The sequence below is a fragment of the Anaerobacillus sp. 63XJN7_4_ISO-PGPR-S23-413 genome (genome assembly GCF_056173725.1).
In genome coordinates this window covers 3,745,790-3,769,194 of sequence record NZ_CM149688.1, presented here as the reverse complement: position 1 = coordinate 3,769,194, position 23,405 = coordinate 3,745,790, and the positions used below count along the sequence as shown (strand labels likewise).

The window sequence follows — 23,405 nt, the reverse complement described above, 5'->3', positions numbered from 1 at the left end:
GTTTTGTCGATCACTTCTCCCGTGCGTTGCCTACTTGTGGACAATTAATTTCAAGCAGTGATAAAATTAATAAGATGTGGATAAGTATGACAGGGAGAGGAGGGTTTGAGATGAGACAGGTGCTACTGCTGATGTTATTTGGTTTTCTCGTGTTTATATATCCAGCACAGCAATTAAATCAATATGATTATCATTCTGCCGATAAACCGACGATCAGTGAATTTGCTTATCTCCCAGATGCAAAGTTGATTCCTCCCCCGACGTCAGTTTCACTTCAGAAACAAAAGCTCATTGGCCCTTTTGTTCCGTTTACGAGTGAGCAGAACTTTCAGGATCATCTTACATATCCTCAAAAAAACATGATGCAAATAGAAGCTTTTCCTGATGCGAGAGGCTTCCTGAATGTATATGCTGTTCACTCTAATTACCTCATCAACCTTCTATAAACAATCATTCACTAATAGCAATGATGCCGAACTACTATGTCATTTTCTTGAAAATTTTAAAATGGTGAATGCCCATAGTTGAGCGAAATAATGATGGCAAAGCAAGCTTGAACGTTTCGGATGGGCTGTTCTTTTAACCCTCCCAATTATGGGGAGGATTAAGCTCTCAGGGAACTGTCTAGTCATCGTGTACTGCAGTTAGTGTTATCTTATTTTAAATAAGTACAATGTTTTGATAGATAAAGAGGAGGCAATATTTTGAGTGAAAGTAAACCGTTAGAAGAGTTAATTAATGAAACGAAAATTCATAAAAAAACACCGCTTCAAGAAAAAGCGAGAAGAACGTTTATGATTACATTAGGTGCCGTTATTATGGCTGTTGGTCTAGAAGTTTTTCTAGTACCCAATCAGGTTATTGACGGAGGGATTGTTGGTATTTCCATTATGCTCTCCCATTTAAGTGGCATTAGCTTAGGAATTTTCTTATTCGTTCTTAACCTTCCGTTTATTTATATTGGCTACAAACAAATTGGCAAGACGTTCGCTTTCTCAACGCTGTACGGTATCGTGATTTTATCCATATCGACTGCGCTATTGCATCCTGTCCCGGCTTTTACTGATGACATTCTCTTAGCCACATTGTTTGGCGGAGTGGTCCTTGGAATTGGGGTCGGAATGGTCATTCGTTTTGGTGGATCACTTGATGGAACAGAAATTCTTGCGATTCTTGCGAGTAAAAAGCTTCCGTTCTCTGTTGGAGAAATTATCATGTTCGCGAACCTGTTCATTCTTGGTAGCGCAGGATTCGTATTCAGCTTTGATCGCGCGATGTATTCATTGCTCGCCTACTATGTTGCTTATAAAATGATCGATATTACGATCAAAGGTCTTGATGAATCAAAGTCCGTTTGGATTATTAGTGATAACCATAAAGAACTCGGCGATGCTATTTTAAGCCGCTTAGGCAGAGGGGTAACCTATTTGCACGGCGAGGGTGCTTTTTCTGGTGATGATAAGAAAGTGATTTTCTGTGTGATCACTCGACTAGAAGAAGCGAAATTAAAAGACATTGTCGCTGACCATGATGATTCGGCTTTCCTTGCGATGGCCGATATTGCAGAAGTAAGAGGCGGTCGCTTTAAGAAAAAAGATATACATTAGTGATGATATAAAAGTCGTTTGAGAGTTGCGGGGGATGATCCTCTAGCGACTCTTTTTTTTGTGGTGTAATTCACGCATTTGGTTTATTTCGTGGGTGAGTGTTAATTCCTTTTGATCCTTTGCTCCTTTTATTGGTAAAATAATAGAAATATCTATTGAAGGCAGGTGTGTCGCGTGGTAGTTATCGTCGTTAAACTTTGTATATCAGCTTGTCTAGGACTCATGATTGGAATTGAACGCGAGTTAAAGCATAAGCCTCTAGGTTTAAAAACGTGTATGGTCATTGCAGTGAGCAGCTGTTTATTAACGATTGTTTCCATTGAATCCGCTGAAACGTACTCTCAGATATCTGACAACATCCGAACAGATCCAATGCGACTTGCTGCTCAAGTTGTTTCTGGAATCGGTTTTATAGGGGCGGGCGTTATTTTAAGACGAAATAACGATGCCATCTCAGGATTAACAACTGCGGCGATTATATGGGGAGCTTCTGGACTAGGTATCGCAGCAGGAGCGGGATTTTATTTTGAAGCGTTTGTAGGGGCGAGCTTGATCCTGTTTAGCGTAAATATCCTTCCCTGGATTATCAAAAAAATTGGCCCTAGCCAGCTAAGACAGCGTGAGATGAGAGCAAAAATTACGCTTCGAAAAGGAACGAACATTACCGCATTTATGAAAACAATCCAGGCGGCCGATTTTGAAATCAAGCACGTTCGCGTTCGCGATACGAAGGAAAAAAACCATCAAATAGATTTGCGTCTGCTTACCTTTGAAGCGAATCATACGACTAGTATTTATCAGCAGTTAAGAGACATTGACGGCGCAACGTTTGTGGAGGTTGAGGGGTAGCGCGTAGCGGGGCACGAAGGTGCCTGTCACCGCCCGATTTAGCTCACATTTTGTCGAACTCTAAACTAAGTGCTTCGGAGTGGCCATTCGTCGTATTCTAATGTTTCCTTCTCCTGAATAGAGTAATACAGAGGTGCGCTACTTCTATTTTACGACGTTGGAGATGACGAACGATGGTAGTTGTGCTTATTAAACTAAGTATTTCAGCTTTGCTTGGATTACTGATTGGAATTGAACGCGAGTTAAAGCATAAGCCACTCGGTTTAAAGACTTGTATTGTCATTGCAGTAAGCAGCTGTTTGTTAACGATCGTGTCGATTGAATCAGCGGAAACGTTCGCGGAGCTTTCCCCGAATATTCGAACGGATCCAATGCGATTGGCCGCTCAAATTGTTTCTGGGATTGGTTTTATCGGTGCTGGTGTAATCTTGCGGCGTAATAATGATGCGATTTCTGGCTTAACAACTGCAGCGATTATTTGGGGAGCATCTGGATTAGGAATAGCAGCGGGTGCCGGTTTTTATTATGAAGCTTTTGTTGGTGCTGGATTGATTCTGTTCAGTGTGAATATTCTTCCATGGATCATCAAACGGATTGGACCAAAGGCACTTAGACAGCGGGAAATGCGTGCCAAAATCACGTTAAAGAAAAGTGTAGATGTGACTCATTTTATGAAAGCCATTGTGGCAAATGATTTTGAGATTCGACACGTTCGTGTGCGAGATACAAAAGATAGAAACCCGCAAGTTGAGTTGAAACTTATGACGTTTGAAAAAAATCATACGACGGATATTTATCAGCTTCTTCGAAAAGTGGAAGGCGTAAATGAAGTAGAGGTTGAAGGGTAAATGAGTCGTTGCGTGATCTAAAAAGGGAAGGAGGTAGCCATTTATGAGCCACCTCCTCTTTTTTATTTTTTCAACGGTGGTAGTAAGGAAAATTCATAGCCCTCGGCGCGGATTTTTTTGATTAGATCTGGGAGCACCTGGATAGTTTGTTGTAGTTCATGAAGGAGAATAATGGCACCATTTTCAAGGTTCTGAATCACATTTTGTAAGATTTCTTCCGGATGGCGTGCAAGTTCCCAATCCATTGAGCTAATTCGCCACATCACCGTTGTTAAGCCAAGATCCTTAGCTGCTTTAATTGTATCAAGGTTATATTGACCAAACGGCGGCCTAAAATAAGTCACAGGTGAGCCGGTGATTTCGTGGATTTTTAGCTTGCTGTATTCAAGCTCCTCAAACTGCTCGGCATAACTAAGTTTTGTTAAATTAGGATGTTTGCAAGAGTGGGTGCCAATTAGGTGACCTTCATCTAGTACTCTTTTCCAAGGTCTTTCTTTATAGAGGAGGCGTGACTGCCAGAAAAACATGCCTTGTACCTCTTCCTTTTTTAAAATATCGAGAAGTTTAGGAAGCACACGTCCTGGACCATCATCAAAGGTTAAGATGACTGTCTTATTTGCTCCTTTTTCTCCTGATGTAATGACGTTTTGATCAATAGAGTCGTACACGACCCTTGAGCTGTCAACGACTCATGGACTTTTAATCATCATCGTTTTCTCCTTTCTTTAGCTCTGCCAGACTTTTTTCGTACATGTTAACCATTGCTGAGATTTCTTGTGTCGCAGAATGGTGCTCTTCAACATACGTAGCTGCATTTTCACCTAGTACTTCTCGGAGAGACGCTTTCTCGATTAAACGAATAGCATATGTTAAGAATTGATTGATGCCATCATAAACGAAACCAGTCTCTTCGTTCGAAACGAGGCTCATGTTTCCTTTGTTTTTTGAGACGAGTACAGGTAAACCGAAACTCATCGCCTCGAGGATAGCAGAGGATTGTCCTTCGCTATGAGATGTATTAATCACACCATCTGCATTTCTGTATAATGCTTCCATCTCTTTATGAGGAATTACTCCTTTATAAGTCACCCAGTCACTGTTTTCTAAAACTAACTGCTGAACGACCTCTCCCTCATTAGGCTCTATTATTGGGCCGACAATTGTTAAGTTAATGTTTGGGTGAGTTTTGCGTAATTCCAGTAGACTGTTAATTGCGAACGGAATGTTTTTTACTTTTCGTATACCTGCGGGAAGAAGAAAATGGAACGTGTCCGGTGTGGTGTTCTCTGGTACGTTTCTTTTTCTTGAGGTAACCGTTCCTTGAGCAATCACATAAAGCTTATTTTCTAACTTCGGTAAAATATCGAGAACAATGCGCCTAGCCTTTTCATCAAAAACATGGACTGCTAATGCATTTGTTAAACAGGCAATAACATCGTTTTTTCTAGTTGGGTTCTTTAGATCATGGTTCAAATCCGTTCCCGTTAGTGTAACGGTATAATTTGTGATTGGAAGGCTTATTGCTTTTATAAATTGATAAAAACGATAAGCATTAAAGCCGTGAATCAAATCAGCATCTTTAAGGGAATGATGCTGATCGTCTTGCTCTGTTATGGAGATCACTTCCGTTTCGACACCAGAATGATTCAATCCATCAGCGATACGCTGAACGGTGATCGTATTTCCACGAAGCTGGTGAAAGAAAGGGGTAGCGAGGATTACTTTCATGCATGCTCATCCTTTGTTCGTTTGGGTTGTGTGGGTGGTGACAGGCACTCCCCGATATTTGTCATATCATGTATTCTCAACTTCCTTCTGATAAAGTTTGATTGAAGGAACAGTTGTGATTTTGGTTCGTACTGTATATTAGTTTACTAAAGATTAGGAGTGTGACAAATATGAAGGGGTTTTTTCGAAGGTTAATTGGATTAGAGAAATGTATGATTTGTCATAGGAAACCTACACGTCCTCAATATTATTTAGATGATGAGGGAAATCGGAAGCCGGTTTGTTTTAAATGTGTGTCCTATGCGGAGAGAAGGGCTTATCGGAAGGCGTAATGGGTGTTAAATAAACGTTTGTTTAATATCAAAATAAAAGAGTGAAGCGTCCTATGAATAGGGCGCTTCACTCTTTTAACGTAGGCTAAGCTTGCCTGTACTTATTTAAACTAGTTTACTGAGATATATAAAGAAAAACATGGCAGCATGTTATTATTTCTTTTATCCTTATAATGTTTCACTGCTATACTCATTAAGGAGTCCGCTGTGATAAACATTTCATTATGGTTGAAGAAGACCTTCTGGTTATAATAGAACGAGGTTTGTTTTGAAGGAGGAAAAGCATGAAGCAACACGAAGAAACGCCTAAAGATGATCCGCGATACCTCGTGGCCAATCGTGAAGCGCTTATTGGCGTTGGGCTTGTTTTAATAAATTTTATACTCTGGTATGGATTTGCCTACGGTTTTGGTTCAAAACCAGTAGAGGAGTATAGCTATATATGGGGATTACCAGCGTGGTTTTTCTACAGCTGTCTGCTTGGAACTGGGATTGTGATTGTCCTTGTGATTTTTGCGGTTGTCTTCTTGTTTAAAGAAGTTCCGTTTGATGAGGAGGAGGACGAATGAATTGGCAAGTTGTGATTCCTCTCCTTATTTTTCTTGTTATCATTTTTCTTATTGGTTTTTATGCCTCAACACATTTGAAATCGACTTCGAACTTTTTGCAAGAGTACTTTCTAGGTAGTCGGCAACTTGGTGGATTTATACTTGCGATGACGATGATTGCTACATATGGAAGTGCCAGTAGTTTTATCGGAGGCCCTGGTGTAGCTTACACGATGGGGCTGGGATGGGTGCTTTTATCGATGTCTCAGCTTGCCACTGGTTATTTCGTATTATCTGTTCTTGGGAAAAAATTCGCGATTATGTCTCGGAAAATTCGGGCAGTAACGTTGATTGATTTCCTGAAGGAACGTTACCAAAGCAAAGCGGTTGTTATTTTATCTGCGCTTAGTATCATTATTTTCTTATTTTCTGCGATGGCTGCCCAGTGGGTCGGGGGTGCAAGACTCATTGAATCGCTGACAGGGTTGCCTTATACGGGGGCACTGTTTATTTTTGCGGTGTCTGTTCTTGTGTATGTTATTATCGGAGGATTTCGCGCGGTTGCGATCACGGATACGGTTCAGGGCATCGTGATGTTAGGTGGAACGCTTGTTATCCTAGTTGGAACGGTTATAGCGGGTGGTGGCGTTGAGAGCATTGTTACCACGCTTGCGTCTGAGAATCCTGACTTAATTTCTCCTTTTGGTGCTGATCGATCTTTAACACCACTTTATGTATCGTCTTTCTGGATTCTCGTGGGTGTTGGGGTCGTTGGTTTGCCACAGGTGGCCGTTCGAGCGATGTCTTATAAAAGCTCAAAAGGCATGCATCGTGCTTTAATAATTGGAACGATCGTAGTTGGCGTCATTATGCTCGGAATGCATCTCACTGGGGTGTTTGCACGCGCGGTGCTTCCTGGAATTGAGGTAGGAGATACAGTTATGCCGAGAATTGCTCTAGAAGTGCTACCCTCCTGGCTCGCGGGCATTGTTTTAGCTGCTCCTATGGCTGCTATCATGTCGACAGTGGATTCGCTGTTGTTACTTGTTAGTTCTGCCATCGTGAAAGACGTCTACCTGAATTACGTGAAGCCTGAAGCGAGCGATCAAACGATCAAGCGAATTAGCGTAGGTGTGACAATGGTATTGGGAATGTTGGTGTTTGCAATGGCTGTTAACCCTCCGGAACTTCTCATTTGGTTAAACTTATTCTCTTTTGGAGGCCTTGAAGCTGCGTTCATCTGGCCGGTTGTGATGGGACTTTATTGGAAGAAGGGAAATGCGAGCGGTGCGATGGCTTCCATTCTTGTTGGAGTTGGAAGCTATATTGGATTTAATACATTTATGCCAAATGCATTTGGGATGCATACGGTTGTGTTGCCGGTACTGCTTTCGTTTCTTAGTTATGTGAGCGTGAGTTTGATGACGGAGAAGAAACATGCTGTGGTTCAGGAAGATGTAGTATTGAGGTTATGGAAGGTGTGAAATGGTGCCTGTCACTACCCGCTTTTTGAGAGAATTTGTCGAATGATAAATAAGGAAATATTAATTAGGAGCTCTTCTTCATTGGAGGGCTCTTTATTTATATTTGGATAGCATTCTATAGTAAGCGGACAAATAACTGCAATGGGACAGTAATTAAAAGTGTTTTACGAAAAAAATAAAAACAATTAAAAAATGACCGAGAATGCTCATTTTCTCTACACTTATATACAAATTTCGACTGAAAAAGGTTGAGATTGCTCAATTTTTTGTAGGTGAAAAGTCCATATTTTGGATTGTTAAGCTCTTATTAGGATTAAATGAGTAATTTACTAAACATTCAATTAATGGAATAATTATGCTGATTACTTCATCTTAAGGAGGAATACTATTTGAATAAGAAAGCGCTAACAATTACTTTGGCAACAGGTCTGGTTCTAAGTCCAATGTCTTTCTCGGTTGATGCAGCTAAGCCTGTTCCAAATGAACAATCTGACCACGCATTTGACAACAAAGTGATAAAGAAAATTAGCAGCGAAAACATGTATAACAACATTGCCTTATTATCAAAGCAACCTCGTGCATCAGGTACAGAAGGGGAATACAAAGCGGTACAGTACATAAAAAGTGAGTTTGAACGCTATGGCTATGAGACGGAATTACAGCCTTTTACCATTCAGGAGTGGGATGGTGGAGCTTCATCGCTTTCTCTTAATGAGCAAGTCTTTTCTGGCGATGTTTATACGTTTGAAGGATCCATTAACGATCACGCCACAGGATCTCTTGTTTATGTAGGACTTGGTTCTCAGGATGAAGTAGGTGTTGAAGTTGCTGGGAAGATCGCATTAATTGAGCGTGGGACTTATAGTTTTTATGAAAAGATTCAGAACGTCTATGATAAGGAAGCAATTGGCGTCATTATGTTTAACGGAGAAGGACGCTCTGGCAATTCATTTGGCTACGCTTATGAAGGACAGGATATCCCGGCGGTAGCGATAACAAGAGAAGCTGGCCTTCAACTTGTGGAGCAGCTGAATAATGAAGACGTGAAAGCTACTGTAAGCGTAGAAAATGCTGGGACAATTGATAAAACCTCTTATAACGTCATTGCGAAAAAAGAACCGCACCCGAATAAGGATAATGGACAAATTGTCAGCATTGGTGCGCATCACGATTCCGTCCCTAATGGTCCCGGAGCTAACGATGATGCATCTGGAGTAGCGGCAACGCTAGAATTAGCCAGAATCATGGCGAAAACCCCTACAGATACAGAGCTTCGATTTGTTACATTTGGTGCTGAAGAAAAAGGATTAGTCGGTTCTTACCACTATGCAGACTCTTTGACTGATGATGAAATAGAAAGCACGGTTGCTCATTTCCAAATGGATATGGTGGGAAGTCGTGATGCTGGGGAACTTATTATGTTCACGCCTGATGGGAACAAGAATCTTGTAACCGATCTTGGTGCTTCAGCTGGAGCGAGGATTTCAGGCGCAGTTGATTATGGAGAACTCGGAAGAAGCGATCACGTGCCTTTCTTTCTAAAAGGGATACCGGCTGCTCTCTTTATTCATGCGCCGCTTGAGCCGTGGTACCATTCTCCAGATGATACGATTGATAAAATAAGTAAAGAGAAACTCCAAAATGTTGCGGAAATTGTAGGAGCAGCCGTCTATCAGATTGCACGACCAGATACTCCTGCACTTGAGAAGGCGCGAGTTGCGCCGAATCCAGCAGACTATGATTTTGATGATCGTCCATTGTAAGAGAAAAGGCTTAACGAGGTGGGGTGGCCCCGCATCGTTAAGCCTTATTTAGAATCTTGGCATATTTTGTTTTGACACTAACATAGGTAAATGGTCTATCCAAATAGGGTAGATGTCTATGATAAAATGAATAGTATCAGCTGCAAAGCAGGGTGGGCGGCGGTACCCCGTTTATGAAAGGGGGTGCTGCCTATAATGATGAGCACATACGAGGCGCTTGTATTGATGATCAGTTTTGCTTCTCTCGTGGTCACGATTATTACTGTTTCCAGTAATAAAAAGAAGTAACCCACCCTGCCCCGGCCAAGGATTAAGGTGAGTTACTTTTTGCCTTTTGAGCCGCCGCTCGTCATGCGGAGCAGCTGTATGGACGCTGGTGCGAAAGCACCGGCGTTCTTTTTTTATACTTTATGTTATCTAGCTCTATTATATGCAATGAAGGGTGCTGTGGCAAGAGGGTGATGGTATGATGGTGCCTGTCACCACCCGTTTTATGGTGGATAATGTCGAATGCATACCATGTCATTTGGGGCAATATCTTGCCTGAATAGACGAAGTATATATAATAACCAGCTAATACCTTACGTTTTGTATAATGTGCGATGGCATTTGCTTTGCTATAGTGAATAAAAAGCCGAAAAGGATGAGTGTGAATGGGGATTAACCGAAGTCGTTTACAGAGTCATCTTGAAGAACTCGCTAAGATTGGAAAGATTGGGGAAACAGGAGTCTGTCGTCTTGCTCACTCGAAAGAAGATCGGGAAGCTGTGGAAGTTGTAAAGGGATGGATGGAAGAGGCTGGACTAACTGCTCGAATTGATGGTTTTGGGAATTTAATTGGCAGAATAGAAGGCTCAGAAAAAGATAAGGCAATCCTCATGCTTGGCTCTCACATCGATTCTCAACCTTATGGAGGTCGCTTTGACGGCACGGCTGGAGCTCTTGGAGCGATTGAAGTTGTACATACGATGAAGGACAACGGCGTATTACCAAAGCGAACGATCGAAGTGGTTTGTTTCTCTGATGAAGAGGGTTCACGTTTTAATAAAGGTGTTTTCGGAGTTCGGGCTCTTGCTGGCCTTTTAGAAGATGGTGAACTCGAGCGAAAAGATAAGAAAGGGATGACACGAAAAGAAGCACTGAAAGAATTCGGTGTCGAGCCTGATCTTTCACAAAGCCCGGTATACAAGAAAGGCGATATTGAAGCGTTTCTCGAGCTTCATATTGAACAGGGACCGGTTCTGGAATCTAAAGACAAACCTGTAGGAATTGTTTCGGGAATATCAGGTCCTATCTGGTTAACCGTTACACTTGAAGGATTCGCTGGACATGCAGGCTCTGTTCCGATGCCGTTACGAAAAGATGCGATGGTTGGAGCCAGTGAGATCATTACGAAATTTGATCAGTTAATAAAAGAAGAGGGGAAAGAAACAACGGTTGGGACTGTGGGAAGTGTGCAGGTATTTCCGAATTCACGTAACATCATTCCTGAAAAAGTTGAATTTACAATGGATTTGCGTGACATCGACCTGGAGCACCGTACGATGCTTGAGAAAAAGCTTTACACGATCATTGAAGAAGCCGCCACGACTTACAAACTTACCTATACGATCACCGAAGATACAAGAAGTGAGCCGCGCTATTGTGCTGACTGGATTAAAGAAATCATGAGTGAAGAGGATAAAGCGCTCGGTTTCGAATCCCCTGTTTTAATGAGCGGACCATTCCATGATGCTCTGTTTATGTCGTATATCAGTGATTATGGGATGATTTTTGTTCGATGTGAAAAGGGGATTAGCCATAACCCGCTTGAGTTTGCGGAAATGGATGATATTGAGAAAGGAGTGCAATTGCTTTATCAAACAGCAGTGCGGATTGCTCAGAAGGAGTAAAATTCGCAGATAATGAAGTTGTTTCATGAAGGAGTTTCACATTTTCAACTTTTTTGGTCACCGTAGTAAATAGAAAAGTCGGTATGCTTTCATTAATATGTACCCTGTGTAAAGGACAGTTTAAAAAAGACTAGGCAACATTAAGAAGATGATTCCTGTATTGAACAGGGGTCATCTTTTTTAAGTTCCACTGACATCTATCCAGGTTGTAATACATCATATAACTCTTAACTTCACGTTTTAATTCGATTAGTGTTTGACAAGGTTTTATTGAGGCTTCGTCTTTAAAGTGACCAAAGAAAGATTCCTGTGGGGCATTATCCCAACAGTTTCCTCTTCTAGACATAGACTGATCTAAACCGTATTTCTTTAGCTGTTTTTGGTAGGTAGGGTGAGTATAGTGAAAGCCTTGATCAGAATGAATAAAGGCATTCGCATCTAGTTTTGCTTTACGGTTGTTTTTAAGTTTTACTAACGTATCTGTCGCTAGATCGAGCGTAATTCGGTCAGACACATGATAAGCTAGGATCTCATTCGTAGAGCCGTCCTTTATGGTAGATAGATACGCTTTCTTCTTATTTCCATAAAACAAATAGGTAATGTCAGTTAGAAGTACTTTCCCTGGGATGCCTTGTTTGAAGTTTCGCTCAAGTTTGTTTGGTACAACGCTGTGCTCTTTCGTTGCTTTCGCCATACGACGATAGGGATTCGCTCTTCTGATCGGACATACGATTCCGTATTTTTTCATGATTCTGCGTATGCGTTTTAAGTTATAGGTTATTTGATACTGGTTAGCTAGCGTCATCTTGATTTGACGTGCCCCTTTTTTTCGCTTTTTAAAGGCATAGGCTTTTAGGATCCAGTCTTTTAAAACTTGGTCTCGCGCCTCGTTTTCTGTTCGACGCTTTCGAGCACCTTCAGTGAAATAACGATAATAACCAGATCGTGAGACACCCACTACGGAACATAAGTATCGGACCATATTTTTAAGTTGATACTCATGGATGATATGGCGGATTAATTCAAACTTGAGAGAAGCAGCTAATTTTATCTCTTTTTTCCCATCCCCTTTTCCATCATTTCGAGCTTTTTTAGGAGATCATTCTCTGCTTTTAATAGGTTATTTTGAGCTTCTAAACGTTTGTATTTTTCCTCTAAAGACAGTTCCTTATCTTTGGATCTTCCGGAGCTTTCTTTACGAGTGTCAGTAAGTCCATTAATCCCTTTGTTTTTATAACCCTGTCTCCACCTTCTCGCGGCAGAATGTACTCTTTCGTGTCCGAGAGTATCGACATCAAATCCATTTTCTTTAAAAATCTGACTCGGTAGTTTTCCTTTTTCATACTCCGTAATGAATATTCGCTTAAATTCATCACTGTATGTGATTCCTTTTTCACTAACTGATTTCACAAATTTATTAGAGGCAAGTGTTTTGACATCTTCCTCTGAGAATACTTTCTTACTCATTAATAATCATTTCCCATCGTAGAATTTGTCCTCATTATACATAAAAGTACCCTATAGGGCAGACTTTTTTTAAGTGTCTACTCTATAGGGTACATATTACATTGGCATGCCGACTTTTTCTGTAAATCCACAAAATGATGAGAAGGTTAATGATCACTTATCTTATCAAAAATAGTAATCGCTTGTTTAATTTCTTGAGGGATCGCTTTTGCATGGCCGGTAGTTGAGTCAAAATTCACCTGTATGACCTCTGCTTTTACAAGAGTTTCCTCATTTCTTGTTATAGTGTGCTCAAGTTGAAAACTACTCTGACCTATTTTAGTAATTCGGCAGTACACATCAAGGAGATCATCCAATTTTGCTGGTTTGATGAATTCAATCGTTATTTTCCTTAATACCGGATCAAACAACCGATCTTCAGCAAGTTTCTGTAATCGATCACCTAAGACGTGTCGGAAATACTCAGTGGTAGCAATGTCAATATAAGTAGAATAGTGGGCATTGAATACAATTTTTTGACCGTCGATTTCGGAGTAACGAACGCGGATGGGAAAAGAAAAGTGATAGTTATGTAACATGGTTTACCTCAACTTTCGATTTTCTTTATTTTATCACAATATTCCGTTATTATTTTGCGTATCGCTTCGAAATTTCCCGGGTAATGTCTCTATGTGGAAGAGGAATTTCGTTTTTATTCGTGAAACATGTAGGATAGAGACAATTTGAGTTAAGGAGTGGAATGTGGATGAAACCCAAAGTGTATATTACGCGGAAGTTGCCAGATGAAATTGTGAAGCCTATTCGTGAAACATGTGAAGTAAGGATGTGGGACAAGGATAAAGAACCAGTGCCGCACGCTGTCTTAGAAGAAGAAATTAAGCGTGTGGACGGGCTTTTTTGTATGTTAACTGAACAAGTAGATCACTCACTTCTAAAAAAAGCCAACAACCTGAAAGTAGTAGCCAATATGGCTGTAGGTTATAACAACATTGATATTGAAGCAGCTAAAGAATGCGGGATTGTTGTGACGAATACTCCGGGGGTTCTGACGGAAACAACAGCCGACTTAACCTTTGCTTTACTAATGGCTACCGCACGCCGAATTCCTGAAGCATCCAATTATTTGCGTGAAGGAAACTGGGAAGCCTGGTCACCTATGCAGCTAACAGGGCAGGATATCTATGGGGCGACATTAGGGATTATAGGCATGGGGAGAATTGGGGAAGCTGTGGCGAAAAGAGCTAGAGGATTTGATATGAATGTGGTTTATCACAACCGTCGTCGGAATCAGGAAGCAGAAAGTAGATTAGATCTTCAGTTTAAAGAGTTTGAAGATCTTTTAAAGGAGTCTGATTTTGTATGTGTTTTGACACCATTAACGCCTGAAACTGAGAATTTAATTGGGGTAAAGCAGCTTGAAACGATGAAGAGGAGCGCTGTTTTAATCAACACAGCAAGAGGAGGAATTGTAAATGAAGATGCTCTTTATGAAGCCCTAACGAATGGTGTTATATGGGCTGCGGGTTTAGATGTTTTTAAAGAAGAGCCAGTACCGCTTGATCATCCCTTGCTTCGTCTTTCAAACGTCGTTACCCTTCCTCATATAGGGAGTGCAAGTGTAAAAACGAGGTTGAGAATGGCAGAAGTCGCTGCTATGAACTTATTGAAAGTACTTGAAGGAGAAGAGGCGCCAAATAAGGTGTAGAGGCAATAGTGCCTGTCACCACCCGATACCACCGGATTGGTGCCGAATGCTATATAAAAGAACAGGCACAATGGCCTGTTCTTTTATATGGCATAAAGTTAGTTGATTTCCATCACATTCTTAAAGTCTTCAATTGTATTATAAGGTCTCACGGAATTTCGGCGAATCTGTAGCATGTCATCTCCGGGCTGAACGTAGCCAGCTTGTACAGTAAAAGCAAAGTCGATTCCAGCAACATCCATTGCTTCCATCGTCTGTTCATCGTAAGCCCCATAAGGATAAGCAAGTGCGTTTGTATCACCAATTAATTCAATGCTTGTTTCTACATCTTCTTGAATTTCAGGAAGAGATTTTGAGATTAGATAAGGTGGGCCGTTATCCAAATTGTGAAAACTGTTGGTGTGGCTTGCATATTCGAAGACGTCGCTTGCTGCTTCAATTTCTTGATGACTGAGATATTGATTTGTATCAGTATTATATGGAACGGTTTTGTCTTTATTTCGATTCGTAATCAAAAATTCAACAGCGTGAAAATCATATTTCTTCAATACCGGATAAGCTTCTATGTAATTATTCTTATGACCATCGTCAAACGTAAGTAAAACACTTTTTTCAGGGACAGGTATTTCGCTAGTTATATATTTTTCGAATTCCTCAAGCGTTAACGTAAAAAAACCATTTTCATGCAAAACATTCATTTGTTGCTTAAAGTCTTCAAGTAAAACAATGGTGCTTGATAGATTACCATCATCGCCATAGTGTCTCTCTTTCAAATTTTCTTTTGAGATTATATTATGATAGGTTAACACAGGTATATGAGGAGCAGCTCCTCTTTCAGCAGCTTCTTCTAGTTTTCGAATTCTAAGTTCTTGCTCATTAATTTTTTCTTCTTCATGATCTTCTTGATGAGAAGCTTCAGCTGTAGAACTGCTTTCATTAGTAGATAATGTAACTTGATCTAGATCAATAGTGCCCATGTCGCCCCATCCAAACCCTACTAAACTCCCGATTATAGCTAGTAAAACAAAGCTAAATAAGTGAATTTTTTTCATTTATATCCCCCTTTTTGCCCAATACTTCCCTATACTACCATTAATTTGGTATTAAAATTGCGAGTGCCTGTCACTCCCCGAATCCTGTCGATAAAATTTGATTGACGAGTAAGAGAGGGAAGATTATTCTTGGAGAAAGAGAAGATTACTGACAAGGGAGGAAGAAAAATGACGAAGCTACTTTGTTACAGGAATCTATTAAATCCACATGCAACAACACTAATGGTATGGTGAGAAAACCAAGAGTTTGGCTTCCGAATCATTTCTATCACATCGTGAGTCGAGGAAATCGTAAAGAACTTTTGTTTTACGATAACAGAGATTATCGAACGTTTTTGTCTATCCTCGATCAAGTCTTCGAAACACACCCGTTTGAGTTAGCTTCTTATTGTTTAATGAACAACCACTATCATCTTCAACTTCGCTCCAAAGAACATTCCATTTCAAAGATCATGTCACTCATTAACAAACGATACGCGACTTATTTCAATGGAAGATATGAGTTAACTGGCCACGTTTTTGAAAAACGCTATTTTGATGAACCGTTAAATAGCTCATCAAACATGCTTGAAGTTAGCCGTTATATTCATTTGAATCCCGTAAAAGCAAACCTTGTCTCAGACCCAGAAGATTATCCATGGTCGAGCTATCACTACTACCGTTTACGTAATAAACCTAATAAACCCTACCTTTATTTACTTCCGTTAATTGAAGGCTATCCTGGGACTATCCATCAAAAGAAAAAGCAGTACTGTAAGTTCGTGATGGCACGAAGAGATGTTATTGTGCAATCCCTTTTATCACAGAAGGAAGGTTTAAGCTAAATTCAAAATAAAAAAGATGCCGACTTTATCCGGCACCTCCCCTTAATCAAACGTTTGTTTAATCTTCTATTTCTACTTGTAATCCCACAAGACCTTGTATTCTCCCTCTTCTTTTATTACAAACACTTCCTGAACGAGATCAAAATTTCCAAACTGATCGTGAAACTGAAGCGTGACTTTCATTGTGTAAACTTTTTTCATGATCACTCCATTTACTCCAGAACGCCAATTTTTCTTTGTTTTTACTTTGCCAATATCGAACGTAAACGAGGTAGCGCCAATATCTTGTGTAATCAACTGGGAGCGTAATTGACTGTACTGTTCATCTGAAAACCGATTCTGCATTTCTGGATGAAAAAGGTTCCAGGCTTTTTTGAAATCACCACTTTGCTCATATAAATAGAATTCCTTTACAGTTGCTACAGCTTGTGATTTAGGCTGTTGCCAGATCCAAATAGCGATGCTGCCACCGAGAAGCAGCAAGACGATTAAGCTAAAAATAACCTTTCCTGAACCTCCGCGCTTCCTCCTCGTTTTAAAGTATGACAACGTCTCGTCCTCCCTGAAGCTTGACTATTAAAGTGTATGACGGGCGGAAGTTGTCCCATTCGAAGACATATTTCACTAAATTTTAATCTTTCCTCAGAGAGTTTCACGATATAATGGTTTAGGAATTGACTTTTTATAAAGTTGGAGGGAAACAATGAAGCGAAAGTTACTTTGGATGATCATGCCTATGTTGATCGTGGTAGCGGCATGTTCTGAATTAAATCAAGATAAAACGACGTCTGAATCACATAAAGAAGCTAGTGCAGAAAATCAAGGAACAGACACCGACGTTCTTACAGAAGAAGACCAATTGTGGGAACTCCTCTATCAGAATCGTTCAGATGAAACGACATTAAAGGAGATGGAGGATCTTTTTCATGAGGGCGTTTCGCCAGATACAGTAAACAATGATGGCGTATCACCAATCACTTATGCGGTCATGGAAGGAGATAGCAAGCTTGTTGAGTTCCTACTTCTGAATGGGGTAGAGGTACATGATCATGAAGAATCGGATCACGATGGGGATGCTGAAGTAAATCATGAGAAAAATGAGAACCTTCTAGAAGTAGCAGTCGAACAAGGAAATAACGAAATTGTTGACTTGCTATTAAAAATGGGTGCTCATTTTGAAATCGGAAATGAGAAAATGTTAGTCAAAGCTGTAAAGGAAGAAAACATCGAGCTCATCAAAATTTTATTACACAATGGTTATAATCCGAACCTAGAAATAGAAGTGGAAGGCGAGCATGATACTTTATTAACTTATTCCATCGCACAAGGAAATGAAGAAACAAGTGCATTACTCCTTGATTCTGGAGCAAATCCAAACTTTACGGTAGAAAAAAACGATGAAAGTGCACTAGTTACGGCAGTCACCAAAGAAAAGTCTACCGAACTTGTTTCTTTGCTACTAGGTAGAGGTGGGGATGCGAATGCTCGTTACGAAGGAGATCCATTGCTATTTGAAGCAATCAAACAAGACAATCCTTCACTTGTTGAAGCTTTCCTCGTAGCGGGAGCCCTTCCTTCTTCTATTGAGGAAAGTGAAGAGGCATTTGCGTTAGCGGAAGAGAGCGATCATTCTGCGATTGCAGAGCTGCTTCAGCAATATGGCTGGTAAACGTCAAAAAGGTATTCGTTGGTAGTTACCAACTGATACCTTTTTTGTGATTATTTACCATGAAGTACATCACTCAAACGATCAGGGTAGTTCGTAAACATCCCCGTTACGCCCCAGTCTAATAAGCGCGTCATTTGGTCTTTCTCATTCACTGTATAAGGATGAATGAGTAAACCAGCGCTTTTTACTTTTTGTACGTACGTTTCGTCAATTTTTGAAGCAGACATTCCGACGCCGACTGCATACTCAGCTAGTTCTTGAAGTTCTCCCTCAGAAATTGTTGCTGGCTCTTTATATGAGATGAGCTGAATAAGCGGTAAATTAGGATTGAGGTTATGCATTTTCAATAGACTTTCCTGACTAAAAGATTGAATAAGCACTTTACTAGATCGTTCATTAACACCTGTTAAATTGTACTTGTTAAGAATGCGAAGGAGCTCTTCTTCCATACCAGGATATACCTCGGGAGATTTCGTCTCAATATAATAGCGAGCATCCTTCCCGAATGTTTGGAGTACTTGTTCAAGAGTAGGCACTTGAAGCCCTTCGTAAGCAGGATTAGCTTTCTCAGGATATTTTTCATTAAACCAGCTACCTGCATCTAACTCTTTTAGCTGCTCAAGTGTATAGTCTTTTACAAGGCCTGTCCCGTTTGTGGTCCGATCAACTGATTCATCATGCATGGCAATGAGTTTACCATCCTTCGTCATCTGAAGGTCGATTTCAATGTAGTCGCCTTTCATTTCATCCCCAAGTTTATAGGATGCAAGCGTGTGTTCAGGAGCATGTCCAGAAGCACCTCTGTGAGCTACGTTTAATAGTTTGTTAGAGTTCATGCCTGGAGACTTGTCCTTTTCAACTGCTGAGGCAGCTCCAGTCGGGAGCATACTTGCAAATAAGAAAATGCTCATTGATAATGCTGCAATTTTAAATCTCCGCTTCATCTTCATCACTATCATCCTTTCAAAATCGATTCAACTGATAGTATATTCAATGAATGTAAATGGTGATTTACATAAGGCGGATTTTTAAATAGAAAAGGGCGAATTCAATTGTTTTGTTAGAAGCGTTGAAGTGGAGGTTAGGAGGGATGGACAGGAAAAAATGAGGGGAAGGTCTCTTGAAAGAGGCTAATAAACCTGTAACGTGGTTCAAAAGTGAGGGGAAAATAGCACTCGTGGTATCAGGACTTTTAGCATGAGAATATTAATAATTTCGACATAAACCGCGGGTGACAGGCACCATTTAACCACCGCAGGCACGCCCCGCGGTGGTTTGATTTTAATCCTTCCTAGCAACAGACTTTCTTTCAACTAGTTCTGTAGGAAGTTTATAATAGCGATCCACTTTCTCGAGTGAAAGCTGCTGGAAGATAAGGTGAACGGCAAGAGCGCCGGCCTCATATTTGGGTTGTTTAATCGTTGTTAGCGGTGGTGAGACATATTCGGATAGCTGGATGTCATCAAAGCCAATGATGGAAATATCATCTGGGACAGAGATTTTCTTTTCATTAAATGCCTGAATGCCTCCGATCGCCATTTCATCATTTCCGTAGAAAACAGCTGTGGGGAGGTTGCCTTGAGCAATTAGCATTTTTGTTGCACGATAGCCACCTTCTCTAGTGAAGTCACCTGAGATTTTCCATCTCGTTTGAAAACGAAGCTCGTGTTCCTTTAATGCTTGTTCATATCCTTTGAAGCGCATTTTATTGTCATGAGAATTATATGGGCCGCTAATATAAGCGATATCCTTGTGACCATTCTGAATTAACTGTTCCGTTGCGAGATAACCACCCTGAATGTTATCGACCTCTACTTGAATAACGTGATCATTGTTTAATGTTCGATCAAGTACGACCAGAGGAAAGCCTTCACGAGCTGCTTCACTGATGATTTCATCAGTTATGTTGTGAGCTAAAATAATTGCCCCATCAACGCGCTTTTCCGTGAGAAATTTTACCGCAGTGGATTGAGCGCCACCTATTGAGCTACAGGCGATCAAGTCAAAACCATTTGTCATGGTTACTTCTTGAACGCCCTTAATCAGCTCAGAGTAATAGGGTCCTGAAAGATCCTTTAGAATCAATGCAATCGTATTTGTTTTTGTTCGCTTTAGGTCAGAAGCAAAGCCATTTTTTTGATAGTTTAGTTCTCTGGCGGCGTCTTGCACTTTCTTCACCGTTGCAGGACTAACTTTTTTTATGTTATTCAATGCGTAGGAAGCCGTTGAGACGGCTACACCTGCGCGTTTTGCTACGTCCTTTATCGTTGCCATCTTTTCACATCCTCTATCTAGACAACTTTATAATATGTTTACTTTAAGTGTACAACTAATTGTTAGCAATTGTCAGGTGAATCATTTGCCCGACTTCTTCCAGCTCACTTTTATTTAAGACCTGACATTGTAAATCCTTCCACAATGTATTTCTGAAAGAAAGAGAAGATGATGACGATCGGAACGACCATAATAGCAGCTCCTGCCATTTGGAGGGCGTAGTTATTTGCATATTGTCCCTTCAGTAGTGACAGCCCAACAGAAAGCGTATATAGTCTTTCATCATTTGCGATAATTAACGGCCATAAGAAGCTGTTCCAAGCGCCAATGAATGTTAAGATTCCCTGCACAGCAAAGATTGGTTTTGCGATAGGAATGATAAGTTTAAAGAAAATATAGAACTCACCAGCGCCATCAAGGCGGGCCGCTTCAATTAAATCCGTCGGAATCGTCGTCATGAATTGCCTGAAGAGAAAAATACTAAAGGCGACGGCGAGGCCGGGGAGAATGATTCCGGTCATTGTGTTCGTTAGCCCCATTTCATTTAATAGAAGGTAAACAGGGATCATCGTCACTTGGGCTGGGATCATCATTGTAGCAAGAACGATGTAAAAGATCTTTTCTTTTCCTTTAAAATTAAATTTCGCAAATCCATATCCTGCCATTGCGTTTAATAGAAGACCAAGGAAAGAGAAGAGTACGATAATCAGCGTATTTTTCAAATAAAGCCCAAAGTTTAAGCTTTGAAAAAGGTTTATATAGTTGTCTAACGTTGGATTACTTGGAATGAGTTGTGGCGGTATGTTTAAGACGTCACTTTCTTGCTTGAACGAGCTTGAAAGCATCCAAAGAAAAGGGATGGAGACAACCACGCCACCTACGATGAGCAGTAACGTCACAAAAGGCTTTTCGATTTTTTGTAAAAAGGATCTTGATTCCATTCTTTTCACTCCGATCCTGTCTATTAATATTCTGTATCCGATTTTCGCACCTTAAATTGAACAAGCGTGACAATGATAATGAAAATAAAAAGAACAAATGAGCCTGCAGCTGCATAGCCAAATTCGCTGAACTGGAAGCCGTTTTTGTAAATAAAGAGCGCCATTGATATGGTTCCATCTAGCGGGCCACCATCGGTCATGACGAACGGCTCTTCGAAAAATTGCATCCAACCAATCAATGTTGTTACGGTCACAAAGAATGTGGCGTATCGCAGTAAAGGAATGGTGACATTGAATAACACCTGAATCCGATTGGCGCCGTCAATTTGTGCCGCTTCATAATAAGATTTTGGTATGCCTTGAAGAGCGGCAAGAAAGATGATCATGTTAATCCCGATTCCTTTCCAGACGGCAAGAATAATAAGTGATAGTTTTGCAATCGTAGGTTCTGTTAACCATGGAATCGAATCGACAGAGAGCAACGAAAGGATATAGTTAAAGAGCCCGTACTCGGTATTGTAGAGGTAGCCCCATACGACTGCGATCGCAATAATATTAGTAATGGATGGCATGTAATAGACTGCCCGAAAGAACGTAAACAGTTTTGATGTTCCGTAGTTTAATAGAAGGGCGATACCGAGAGAGAAGAAAATGACGAGTGGTACCCCAATTAACACATAGAAAATCGTGTTAAAAACAGATTTATGAAACAGATCGTCTGAGAAAAGATCCACGTAGTTTTCGAATCCAATAAAGCTAATATTTGACCAGTCAGCAAGCCCTTTAAGGTTCAGATCCGTGAAGCTGATAAAAAATGCGATGAGAATCGGAACAATACTGAAGACAATTAATATGAGAACTGCAGGGGCGATGAACATTAGTCCATGTCTTGCTTGAAAGGCATTTCTTAGTATACTGCGCATGTTATCCCACCTATCTGAAGAGCGCTTTTCTTTCGATAAAACGGAGTTCAGACGATATACGCCTGTAACTCCGTCAGTGATTAGTCTTCTAGCATTTCATTTGCTTTTTTGCTAAATTCATCAAGCTCTTTATCTACATCAGCACCGCCAACATTAATTCGTTCAATTGAGGCTAGTAGTTCCTGAGCCATTGCTTCAAATTCCTTCATTTGTGGAGCACCTTCTGTATTCTCAAGCTGCTCACCTAGCGTGGCGTACATTTCATTATCGCTTAAAGCAGGGTCTTCCCAAGCTTCCACTCGAGATGGAAGAGTGTTCGATACATCAAGCCATTCCAATTGTGTATCCACATCGTTCATATAGGAAAGATACTTTAGCGCTTCGTCCACATTTTCAGAGTTATGGAAGATAGAGAAGTTCGATCCTCCGATACTTGATGTATTTGTTTCCTTCTCAGGCATAACGGCTACATCCCACTTGCCTTCAAGATCTGGAGCCTGGTCGTTCAAAATGTTAATCATCCATGGCCCGCTGAAAAACATTGGTTTCTTGTCGTCTTTGAAAGCCTGGACAATATCAACGCCTTCAGCTGTTTGACTGAGTCCTTCTTTAAAGTAGCTGTTATAGTACTTCATTGCTTCGCGGAATTCTGGACTGTCGAAGTTTAGATCTTTGTTCTCAACGTCCATCTCGTATCCATTTTGCCATGCGAAAATAAATGGGGTGATTTGATCGTTCATATCAATATCAAGTCCATAGTAGTCGTCTCCACGATCGGAAAGCTTTGTTGCTGCGTCTTTCAGTTCATCCCACGTTGCAGGAGGTTCTTCAAAACCAGCTTCCTTCAATAAATCTGTACGATAATAGAGGACGCGTGTTTCAACGTACCAAGGAACGCCAATGACTTGATCATCGAATGTCATGGAATCAGCAGCACCCTCGAAATAATTCTCTGGCTTAAATTCAGGGTAGTCTTCAAGATAAGGAGAAAGATCAAGTAAAGCACCGGCATCTGCGAATTCAGGTACCCAGGTTGTTCCTAATTGAACAATGTCTGGTCCTTTTTGGGAAGCGACAGCTGTTAGCAGCTTATCATGGGCGTTTTCCCAGGGGATGGCCTGAACCTTTACTTTTATGTCGGGATTTTCTTCCTCGAATTTATCACTGAGCTCACTAAGTTTTTTTCCTTCTTCACCCATTGCCCATACCGTAATTTCCTTTTTGCCATCACTTGAACTACTGTCATCGTTTGAACAAGCTCCAAGAACCATTGAAATTGTAAGTAAGAACGTAGCCAATAGTGCTGCGGTTTTCTTCTTCATGCAATCCATCTCCTTTTTCACTCTATTTTCCATGCCTACTAACTTGCGACTGACATACAAACTTTATTGAAACGTTTCGATATTTCGATTATAATCAAATGTGTATCCGCTTTCAACACTTTTGTTAAAATTATTTGAAAACGGTGATTAGAAGCTTTACTAATATGGTTTTATGAA

23 protein-coding genes are annotated in these 23,405 nt (G+C 40.6%); 12 read left to right on the top strand and 11 right to left on the bottom strand.

Going from position 1 to position 23,405, the window contains the following annotated elements:
• The first annotated feature begins 110 nt into the window (after positions 1-110).
• The 4 genes from AC0VYO_RS19555 to AC0VYO_RS19540 all read left to right on the top strand — a co-directional run bounded on the left by AC0VYO_RS19555 (position 111) and on the right by AC0VYO_RS19540 (position 3,304).
• Positions 111-446, top strand: a complete 336-nt coding sequence (locus tag AC0VYO_RS19555; protein WP_475368045.1) for a hypothetical protein — start codon at positions 111-113, stop codon at positions 444-446.
• Between the two features lie 348 nt (positions 447-794).
• Positions 795-1,607, top strand: a complete 813-nt coding sequence (locus AC0VYO_RS19550) for a YitT family protein (RefSeq protein WP_194219568.1) — start codon at positions 795-797, stop codon at positions 1,605-1,607.
• A gap of 174 nt (positions 1,608-1,781) precedes the next feature.
• Positions 1,782-2,456 (top strand): MgtC/SapB family protein, encoded by a 675-nt coding sequence (locus AC0VYO_RS19545; protein ID WP_194218586.1) that lies wholly within the window; start codon positions 1,782-1,784, stop codon positions 2,454-2,456.
• A 173-nt stretch (positions 2,457-2,629) separates the two neighbouring features.
• Positions 2,630-3,304, top strand: a complete 675-nt coding sequence (locus AC0VYO_RS19540; RefSeq protein WP_283153480.1) for an MgtC/SapB family protein — start codon at positions 2,630-2,632, stop codon at positions 3,302-3,304.
• A 62-nt stretch (positions 3,305-3,366) separates the two neighbouring features.
• On the opposite strand, the gene AC0VYO_RS19535 is transcribed toward AC0VYO_RS19540, so the two are convergent.
• Together AC0VYO_RS19535 and AC0VYO_RS19530 are read right to left on the bottom strand one after the other, a co-directional pair.
• On the bottom strand, positions 3,367-3,972 hold the full coding sequence (locus AC0VYO_RS19535) for a polysaccharide deacetylase family protein (protein WP_475368044.1): 606 nt from the start codon (positions 3,970-3,972) through the stop codon (positions 3,367-3,369).
• Between the two features lie 31 nt (positions 3,973-4,003).
• Positions 4,004-5,032 (bottom strand): glycosyltransferase, encoded by a 1,029-nt coding sequence (locus tag AC0VYO_RS19530; RefSeq protein WP_475368043.1) that lies wholly within the window; start codon positions 5,030-5,032, stop codon positions 4,004-4,006.
• 616 nt (positions 5,033-5,648) lie between these two features.
• Between AC0VYO_RS19530 and AC0VYO_RS19525 the strand changes: the two genes are divergently transcribed.
• The 5 genes from AC0VYO_RS19525 to AC0VYO_RS19505 all read left to right on the top strand — a co-directional run bounded on the left by AC0VYO_RS19525 (position 5,649) and on the right by AC0VYO_RS19505 (position 11,051).
• A complete protein-coding gene (locus AC0VYO_RS19525) occupies positions 5,649-5,933 on the top strand; it encodes a YhdT family protein (protein ID WP_283153483.1) in 285 nt (94 codons plus the stop codon).
• Positions 5,930-7,396 (top strand): sodium/pantothenate symporter, encoded by a 1,467-nt coding sequence (gene panF / locus AC0VYO_RS19520; RefSeq protein WP_475368042.1) that lies wholly within the window; start codon positions 5,930-5,932, stop codon positions 7,394-7,396. The genes AC0VYO_RS19525 and panF overlap by 4 nt, the downstream gene beginning before the upstream one ends.
• Before the next feature lie 389 nt (positions 7,397-7,785).
• On the top strand, positions 7,786-9,159 hold the full coding sequence (locus AC0VYO_RS19515; RefSeq protein ID WP_475368041.1) for a M28 family peptidase: 1,374 nt from the start codon (positions 7,786-7,788) through the stop codon (positions 9,157-9,159).
• A gap of 195 nt (positions 9,160-9,354) precedes the next feature.
• A complete protein-coding gene (locus AC0VYO_RS19510; protein ID WP_242057220.1) occupies positions 9,355-9,447 on the top strand; it encodes a putative holin-like toxin in 93 nt (30 codons plus the stop codon).
• Positions 9,448-9,812: 365 nt separating this feature from the next.
• Positions 9,813-11,051, top strand: a complete 1,239-nt coding sequence (locus AC0VYO_RS19505) for a Zn-dependent hydrolase (protein ID WP_430243286.1) — start codon at positions 9,813-9,815, stop codon at positions 11,049-11,051.
• Between the two features lie 130 nt (positions 11,052-11,181).
• Here AC0VYO_RS19505 and AC0VYO_RS19500 read toward each other — a convergent pair.
• Both AC0VYO_RS19500 and AC0VYO_RS19495 read right to left on the bottom strand, forming a co-directional pair.
• Positions 11,182-12,518, bottom strand: a protein-coding gene (locus tag AC0VYO_RS19500) for an IS3 family transposase (RefSeq protein WP_430241928.1) whose coding sequence is annotated in 2 segments (ribosomal slippage) — positions 11,182-12,134 and positions 12,134-12,518 — 1,338 coding nt in all. Because the reading frame shifts where the segments join, the coding sequence is not laid out codon by codon here.
• A 146-nt stretch (positions 12,519-12,664) separates the two neighbouring features.
• The gene (locus AC0VYO_RS19495) at positions 12,665-13,096 is read right to left on the bottom strand and encodes an acyl-CoA thioesterase (protein ID WP_303534985.1); all 432 of its coding nucleotides are present in this window, start codon (positions 13,094-13,096) and stop codon (positions 12,665-12,667) included.
• A 167-nt stretch (positions 13,097-13,263) separates the two neighbouring features.
• Between AC0VYO_RS19495 and AC0VYO_RS19490 the strand changes: the two genes are divergently transcribed.
• Entirely contained in the window at positions 13,264-14,223 is a 960-nt protein-coding gene (locus AC0VYO_RS19490; protein WP_475365963.1) for a 2-hydroxyacid dehydrogenase, read from the top strand.
• 98 nt (positions 14,224-14,321) lie between these two features.
• Here the strand turns inward: AC0VYO_RS19490 and AC0VYO_RS19485 are convergent, their stop codons facing one another.
• Positions 14,322-15,275, bottom strand: a complete 954-nt coding sequence (locus tag AC0VYO_RS19485; RefSeq protein ID WP_475368040.1) for a polysaccharide deacetylase family protein — start codon at positions 15,273-15,275, stop codon at positions 14,322-14,324.
• 227 nt (positions 15,276-15,502) lie between these two features.
• Here AC0VYO_RS19485 and AC0VYO_RS19480 point away from each other — a divergent pair, with 227 nt between their 5' ends.
• Positions 15,503-16,099, top strand: coding sequence for an REP-associated tyrosine transposase (locus tag AC0VYO_RS19480; protein WP_194219570.1), 597 nt, complete (start codon positions 15,503-15,505; stop codon positions 16,097-16,099).
• Between the two features lie 72 nt (positions 16,100-16,171).
• Here AC0VYO_RS19480 and AC0VYO_RS19475 read toward each other — a convergent pair whose 3' ends face one another.
• Entirely contained in the window at positions 16,172-16,648 is a 477-nt protein-coding gene (locus AC0VYO_RS19475; RefSeq protein WP_303534981.1) for a hypothetical protein, read from the bottom strand.
• A gap of 154 nt (positions 16,649-16,802) precedes the next feature.
• Between AC0VYO_RS19475 and AC0VYO_RS19470 the strand changes: the two genes are divergently transcribed.
• The gene (locus AC0VYO_RS19470) at positions 16,803-17,768 is read left to right on the top strand and encodes an ankyrin repeat domain-containing protein (RefSeq protein WP_475368039.1); all 966 of its coding nucleotides are present in this window, start codon (positions 16,803-16,805) and stop codon (positions 17,766-17,768) included.
• A 50-nt stretch (positions 17,769-17,818) separates the two neighbouring features.
• Here AC0VYO_RS19470 and AC0VYO_RS19465 read toward each other — a convergent pair whose 3' ends face one another.
• From AC0VYO_RS19465 to AC0VYO_RS19445, 5 genes are all read right to left on the bottom strand, one after another.
• Entirely contained in the window at positions 17,819-18,712 is an 894-nt protein-coding gene (locus AC0VYO_RS19465) for a glycerophosphodiester phosphodiesterase (protein WP_475369077.1), read from the bottom strand.
• A 337-nt stretch (positions 18,713-19,049) separates the two neighbouring features.
• Entirely contained in the window at positions 19,050-20,042 is a 993-nt protein-coding gene (locus AC0VYO_RS19460; protein ID WP_475368038.1) for a LacI family DNA-binding transcriptional regulator, read from the bottom strand.
• A 110-nt stretch (positions 20,043-20,152) separates the two neighbouring features.
• A complete protein-coding gene (locus AC0VYO_RS19455; RefSeq protein ID WP_303534977.1) occupies positions 20,153-20,983 on the bottom strand; it encodes a carbohydrate ABC transporter permease in 831 nt (276 codons plus the stop codon).
• A 23-nt stretch (positions 20,984-21,006) separates the two neighbouring features.
• Positions 21,007-21,906 carry a carbohydrate ABC transporter permease gene (locus AC0VYO_RS19450; RefSeq protein WP_242057221.1) on the bottom strand — a complete coding sequence of 300 codons (900 nt, stop codon included), beginning with the start codon at positions 21,904-21,906 and terminating at the stop codon, positions 21,007-21,009.
• Between the two features lie 80 nt (positions 21,907-21,986).
• A complete protein-coding gene (locus AC0VYO_RS19445; RefSeq protein WP_475368037.1) occupies positions 21,987-23,228 on the bottom strand; it encodes a sugar ABC transporter substrate-binding protein in 1,242 nt (413 codons plus the stop codon).
• Positions 23,229-23,405: the final 177 nt, after the last annotated feature.